This is a genomic window from Paraliobacillus sp. X-1268 (assembly GCF_003426095.1).
GTDB lineage: Bacteria > Bacillota > Bacilli > Bacillales > Amphibacillaceae > Paraliobacillus_A > Paraliobacillus_A zengyii.
In genome coordinates this window covers 23,569-29,633 of record NZ_QJSK01000029.1, presented here as the reverse complement: position 1 = coordinate 29,633, position 6,065 = coordinate 23,569, and the positions used below count along the sequence as shown (strand labels likewise).

Sequence of the window (6,065 nt, the reverse complement as noted above, 5' to 3'; positions counted from 1 at the left end):
AATTTTATCAGAAGGTATCCTTTTTTACTTACTAAAATTTTCGATTTTATAAAAAAGTTGCATCTTCCAACTACCGTTGGAAGATGCAACTTTTTATTGTTTATCTGAGTTTTGTCCCAGCCTCTTTGTATAGTAATGGAAGGAGTTTAGTCTTAACCTTTAAACGTATTGCGATATACTTCTGCTAATTCAGTTACAAGCGGTAATTTTGGATTAGCTGTAGTACATTGATCTTCAAATGCACGGTCAGCTAAATAATCTACTTTGGCTTCGAATGCTTTTTTGTCGACACCATTTTCCGCAATACTCATTGGTATATTTAAATCTTTTGCTAATTTATAAATTGCTTGAACTAAGCTTTCAACGCCTTCTTCAGTTGTTGTAGCTGGTAATCCTAACACTCTAGCAATATCGGCATAACGTTGGTCTGCAACAAAGTTTGTATATTTAGGGAATGAAACAAACTTTGTTGGCTTTTTGGCGTTATAACGAATAACATGTGGCATTAAAATTGCATTTGCACGACCGTGAGCAATATGGAATTCTGCTCCTAGTTTATGAGCTAAACTATGGTTAATACCTAAGAAAGCATTAGCAAAAGCCATTCCAGCTATTGTAGATGCATTATGCATTTTCTCGCGTGCTAATTCATTGCTTCCATCTCTATATGCAAGTGGTAAATATTCAAAAACTAATTGTATTGCTTTAATTGCTAGCCCATCAGTATAATCATTTGCCATATTAGAAACATACGCTTCTATAGCATGCGTTAATACATCCATTCCTGTGTCTGCTGTAATAACCTTTGGTACTGTCATAACAAATTGAGAATCAATTATAGCTACGTCGGGTGTAAGCTCATAGTCAGCCAACGGATACTTAATGTTATTCTCTTTATCTGTAATAACAGCGAAAGATGTTACTTCTGATCCTGTACCAGATGTAGTAGGAATCGCTACAAATTGTGCTCGGTTACCCAATTCAGGATATTTGTATACACGTTTGCGAATGTCTAGGAACTTCTGCTTTAAACCGTTAAAATCTGTTTCTGGATGTTCGTGGAATAACCACATGCCTTTAGCGGCATCCATTGCAGATCCTCCACCAAGTGCGATGATACAATCTGGTTGAAAAGTATCCATTGCTGCTGCACCGCGCATAACTGTATCTTTAGATGGATCTGGTTCTACATCAGAAAAAATTTCACAGTGGACATAATCAGAACGTTTTCGTAGGTAATATAGTACTTTATCTACATAACCTAGTTCAACCATCATTGGGTCAGTTACAATAAATGCTTTTGTGATATTAGGCATTTTAGATAGATACTGCACAGAATTTTTCTCGAAATAAATTTTTGGTGGAACTTTAAACCACTGCATATTAACATTCCTTTTTGCCATTTTTTTAACATTGATTAAATGTACTGCACCAACGTTTGAAGATACTGAGTTTCCGCCATAAGATCCACAACCAAGTGTTAATGAAGGCATATATGCGTTGTAGATATCACCAATTGCGCCTTGGGAAGAAGGGGCATTGACAATAATACGACCAGCTTTCATACGTAAACCAAATGCGTCAATTACATCTTGATTATTTGAATGGATAACAGCAGAATGTCCTAATCCACCAAATTCTAACATTTGTTCCGCTCTATCTAAACCTTCTTCACTATTGTTTACTTTATAAGCAGCTAATACTGGGCTTAATTTTTCACGAGATAATGGGTGGTCCGGACCAACTCCAGTTAACTCAGCTACTAATATTTTTGTTTCTTCTGGAACTTTAATACCAGCTAATTCAGCAATTCGTGCTGGTTTCATTCCAACAATAGCAGGATTTACTGCACAAGTATCCTCATTTATTACTAATTTTTCAACTTTAGCTTTTTCAGCTGGTGTTAAGAAATGACAGCTATTATAAACCATTTCATTTTTAACTTCTTCATATATCTCTTTATCAATAATAACCGCTTGTTCTGAAGCGCAAATCATGCCATTATCGAAGGTTTTAGATAAAATCAAGTCATTGACAGCACGTTTAACATTTACTGTTTTTTCAAAGTAACATGGTACGTTACCAGCTCCAACTCCTAATGCTGGTTTTCCAGAACTATAAGCGGATTTCACCATTCCAGGCCCACCAGTAGCCAATATTGTTGCTACACCGTCATGTTTCATTAAAGTTTGTGTTGCTTCGATTGATGGTTTCTCAACCCATTGGATACAATCTTTTGGTGCTCCTGCTTTCACAGCAGCTTCGTAAACGACTCTTGCAGCAGCTGAACTAGATCTCTGTGCAGAAGGGTGAAAAGCAAAAATGATAGGATTACCAGTTTTAATAGATATAAGTGATTTAAATAAAGTAGTAGAAGTAGGGTTTGTTACAGGTGTAACCCCAGCAACTACACCGATTGGTTCAGCGATTTCTACTACACCATCTTGTTCATTTTCGCTAATTACGCCAATTGTTTTGTCGTTTTTGATATTGTGATAGACATATTCAGTAGCGAATAAATTCTTGATGATCTTATCTTCATAAACACCACGTTTTGTTTCTTCTACAGCAAGCTTTGCTAATTGCATGTGTTGATCTAAACCAGCAAGTGCCATTTCCTTTACTATATTATCAACTTGTTCTTGATTTAATGTTCTCATTTCAGTTAAAGCTTGTTGTGCATTCCTAACTAATAAGTCAATACTTTCCGTAACGGTAACTTCTGATTTCTGTTCTGTTTTGGCAACCATGTGAATCCCTCCTAATATTTATGTGAAACAATGAGCAAGTAAGGTCAAAAAATAATTCGTTTATTAAGCAATTACTGATGGATGACGGGGAATCTTAACAAAAGATACATCATTAATCATTCGTGTGTTTGCTTTAATGATCACCACATTGTTTTTTGTCCAAATATAGTGTGGAATATCTTTTCCGTCTTCTAAACACAATGCTTCAAAGACATCACCAATTTGTTCTTCAAAACTTTCTTGTGTGTAAAAATCAGCATCTGTTCCAAAGTCTTTCCATTCATTTAATATCACTTTTATCACTCCTTTGCTCTTTCTGATATCATCATAACACCTGTTAGCGTTTACAAAACATTAGGTTTGTGACAAGTTTGTGAATTAATTCACAAATATAGATGGCATTGATATTTTCTCGTCCAATTATTTGTAGTAAGATAAGATAAGCGACAAGTAGAGGGGGCAAAAAGATATGATTGATTTGCGTAGTGATACAGTTACAAAGCCATCAACTGAAATGAGGAAGGCTGCGTATGAGGCAGAAGTAGGGGATGATGTGTATGGAGAAGATGTAACTGTTAAAAAACTTGAGGAAATGGCAGCTGAACATTTAGGTAAAGAAGCTGCACTGTTTGTTACTAGTGGTACACAAGGAAATCAGATTGCTGTTTTAAAGCATTGCAAACCGGGAGATGAGTTAATCTTAGAAGCGAATGCACATACTTATCTTTATGAAGGTGCAGCAGTTTCAGCATTAGCTGGAGTGCAGTCACGACCTATTCAAGGAATAAGAGGGGCTATGGATCCACACGAGGTAAAACAAGCAATTCGTGCAGATGACATACATTTTCCAGAGACATCGCTGATCTGTTTAGAGAATACACATAATAAAGCAGGCGGAGCGGTTTTACCACTAGAAAATATGAAGGAAATCTATCATATTGCACAAGAATCTAATGTAGCTGTTCATTTAGATGGGGCTCGTTTATTTAACGCTGCAGTAGCTTCAGGGATTTCTGTGAAAGCGTACGCTGAATTCACTGATACCGTTCAATTCTGCTTATCTAAAGGTTTAGGGGCGCCTGTGGGTTCTATCATCGCAGGAGATCATACCTTTATTAAGCATGCAAAGAAATGGAGAAAGCGACTAGGTGGGGGATTAAGGCAAGCGGGTATTATAGCTGCACCTGGTATTATAGCATTAGAGCATAATATTGAAAGACTAGCAGAGGACCATGCTAATGCTAAAATACTTGCAGAAGGTTTAGCTAACATAAAAGGACTAAAGGTAATCAATGAAATAGAAACAAATATCATTCTAGTAGATGTTACGGAAACTGGCCTATCTGAAGCTGTTTTTTTAGAAGCAATCAAAGAAAAAGGTGTATTAGCAGGATCGTACGGAACTAATTTTGTCAGATTTGTAACGCATTTGAACGTTTCAAAAGAGGATATCCAAACTACATTACAAAAAATAACACAAACATTAGTTTGAAATTAAAAACACAGATCAACATGATCTGTGTTTTTAGGATTTAACGTCTTTAAAAAGAAGCAATATCTTCAAGTTTATGCGTTTTTGCATCACCTGTGTTTTTTAAACGAATTTCAGTAGGTGATATTTTTAGAACAATATAGTTTGGATCATCAGGTCCTGAAAACCAAGGTTCTAATTTCTCATTCCATAGATGTTGCTTCATTTTTTCATCATCATGGATTGATGCTTCGCCTTCTACCTCAATATACTCATCTGTTGTTCCGTCAAATGTGTAACCAATTAAGATGTGAACATTAGCATTCTGTTTGATATCTTCTACTTTATGTGTTTCCTTATTTGTTGCAGTGTAGAAAGTTATTCCTTCATTAAAAAAAGTCATGTAACGTGAATAGGGTTTATTATTTTCAATTGTAGCTAATGTACCTATTTGATGATCATCAATGATTTTAATAATTGTTTGTTTAAGTTTTTGCTGATCCATTTCTTAAAACCTCCTAGTTACTATCTAATTGCTATTATTAGAATGTTTATTTGGAATTATGCATCGGCACATAGCAAAATAAGTACCATAATAATTTCAGATACTTATTTCGCATATTTTTATAAGCTAGCTTGATAAATCGTTACAGCATCGTCTCTTGTTAACTTTTTAAAATTACCAAACTCAGGACGAGCAAGAACTGTTTTATCAGCCATTTGTTCAATTGAGTCCTCCGTAATATCATAATCAGCTAATCGTGAAGGAGCACCAATTTTATTCCAGAATTCACGTAAAGCTTTAATCCCTTCTAATGCTATATCGTGGTCAGTTTTTCCTTTAGGATCCACATCAAATACTCGAGTTGCAAGTTGTGTAAATCTAGCTGTGTTGGCTTCTAATGTATGTTCCATCCAATGTGGGAATAGTATTGCTAATCCGCCACCATGTGGAATATCATGCACTGCTGAAACAGCGTGTTCTAAATTATGCGATGCCCAATCACCTTGATACCCCATACTAACCATACCATTTAACGCCATCGTGCCGTTATAAAGAATGGTCGCACGATGTTCGTAATTTTCTAGGTCATCTAATAATTTTGGTCCGGTTTCAATTACTGTGCGTAGAATACCCTCAACCATATAATCTTGAAGTAATGTATTTTCTTCATGATGGAAATAATGCTCTAGTGCATGTGACATCATATCCACAATTCCATAAATTGTTTGATTTTTTGGTACCGAAAATGTGTTAACAGGGTCAAGAATTGAAAATTGTGGATAGGTGGCAGGGCTACCCCAACCATGCTTTTCATTTGTTTCCCAATTAGTTATAACAGATCCAGCATTCATCTCAGAGCCAGTTGCGGCAAGTGTAAGAACTGTGCCAAAAGGAAGTGCTTCTTTTGCAAATGCTTTTTTAGTAACGATATCCCAAATATCATCGTCTGATTTTGCTCCTGCTGCAATAGCTTTAGTACAGTCAATTGTACTACCACCACCAACAGCTAGTATAAATTCAATACCCTCTTCTTTACAGATATTTACACCTTTTCTTGCAGTCGTAACACGTGGATTTGGTTCTACCCCAGATAATTCAAATACATCCGCATTAATATCCTTTAATATTTGAATAACTTCATCATATAGACCGTTACGCTTAATGCTACCACCGCCATAGACGAGCAGTACCTTTTTGCCGTAATTTGGTACCTCTTCTTTTAATTGAGCTACCGTATCTTTTCCGAAAATAAGTTTTGTTGGATTGTAATATGTGAAATTTTGCATGTTTGATCGACCTCCTATATCTATAATGGCAAGAACAGAAAAAGAAGTAAAGT

5 protein-coding genes are annotated in these 6,065 nt (G+C 35.8%); 1 reads left to right on the top strand and 4 read right to left on the bottom strand.

Annotated features, from left to right (window positions below; translation table 11 throughout):
• Positions 1–152: 152 nt before the first annotated feature.
• A complete protein-coding gene (gene adhE / locus D2K62_RS17525; RefSeq protein ID WP_112179567.1) occupies positions 153–2,750 on the bottom strand; it encodes a bifunctional acetaldehyde-CoA/alcohol dehydrogenase in 2,598 nt (865 codons plus the stop codon).
• Between the two features lie 63 nt (positions 2,751–2,813).
• Positions 2,814–3,044, bottom strand: coding sequence for a hypothetical protein (locus D2K62_RS17520; protein WP_112179569.1), 231 nt, complete (start codon positions 3,042–3,044; stop codon positions 2,814–2,816).
• A gap of 175 nt (positions 3,045–3,219) precedes the next feature.
• Here D2K62_RS17520 and ltaE point away from each other — a divergent pair, with 175 nt between their 5' ends.
• Positions 3,220–4,242 carry a low-specificity L-threonine aldolase gene (gene ltaE, locus D2K62_RS17515; protein ID WP_112179570.1) on the top strand — a complete coding sequence of 341 codons (1,023 nt, stop codon included), beginning with the start codon at positions 3,220–3,222 and terminating at the stop codon, positions 4,240–4,242.
• A 49-nt stretch (positions 4,243–4,291) separates the two neighbouring features.
• On the opposite strand, the gene D2K62_RS17510 is transcribed toward ltaE, so the two are convergent.
• Positions 4,292–4,726 carry a pyridoxamine 5'-phosphate oxidase family protein gene (locus tag D2K62_RS17510; RefSeq protein ID WP_117149241.1) on the bottom strand — a complete coding sequence of 145 codons (435 nt, stop codon included), beginning with the start codon at positions 4,724–4,726 and terminating at the stop codon, positions 4,292–4,294.
• A gap of 119 nt (positions 4,727–4,845) precedes the next feature.
• Positions 4,846–6,012 (bottom strand): iron-containing alcohol dehydrogenase, encoded by a 1,167-nt coding sequence (locus tag D2K62_RS17505; protein ID WP_112179573.1) that lies wholly within the window; start codon positions 6,010–6,012, stop codon positions 4,846–4,848.
• Between the last annotated feature and the right edge of the window lie 53 nt (positions 6,013–6,065).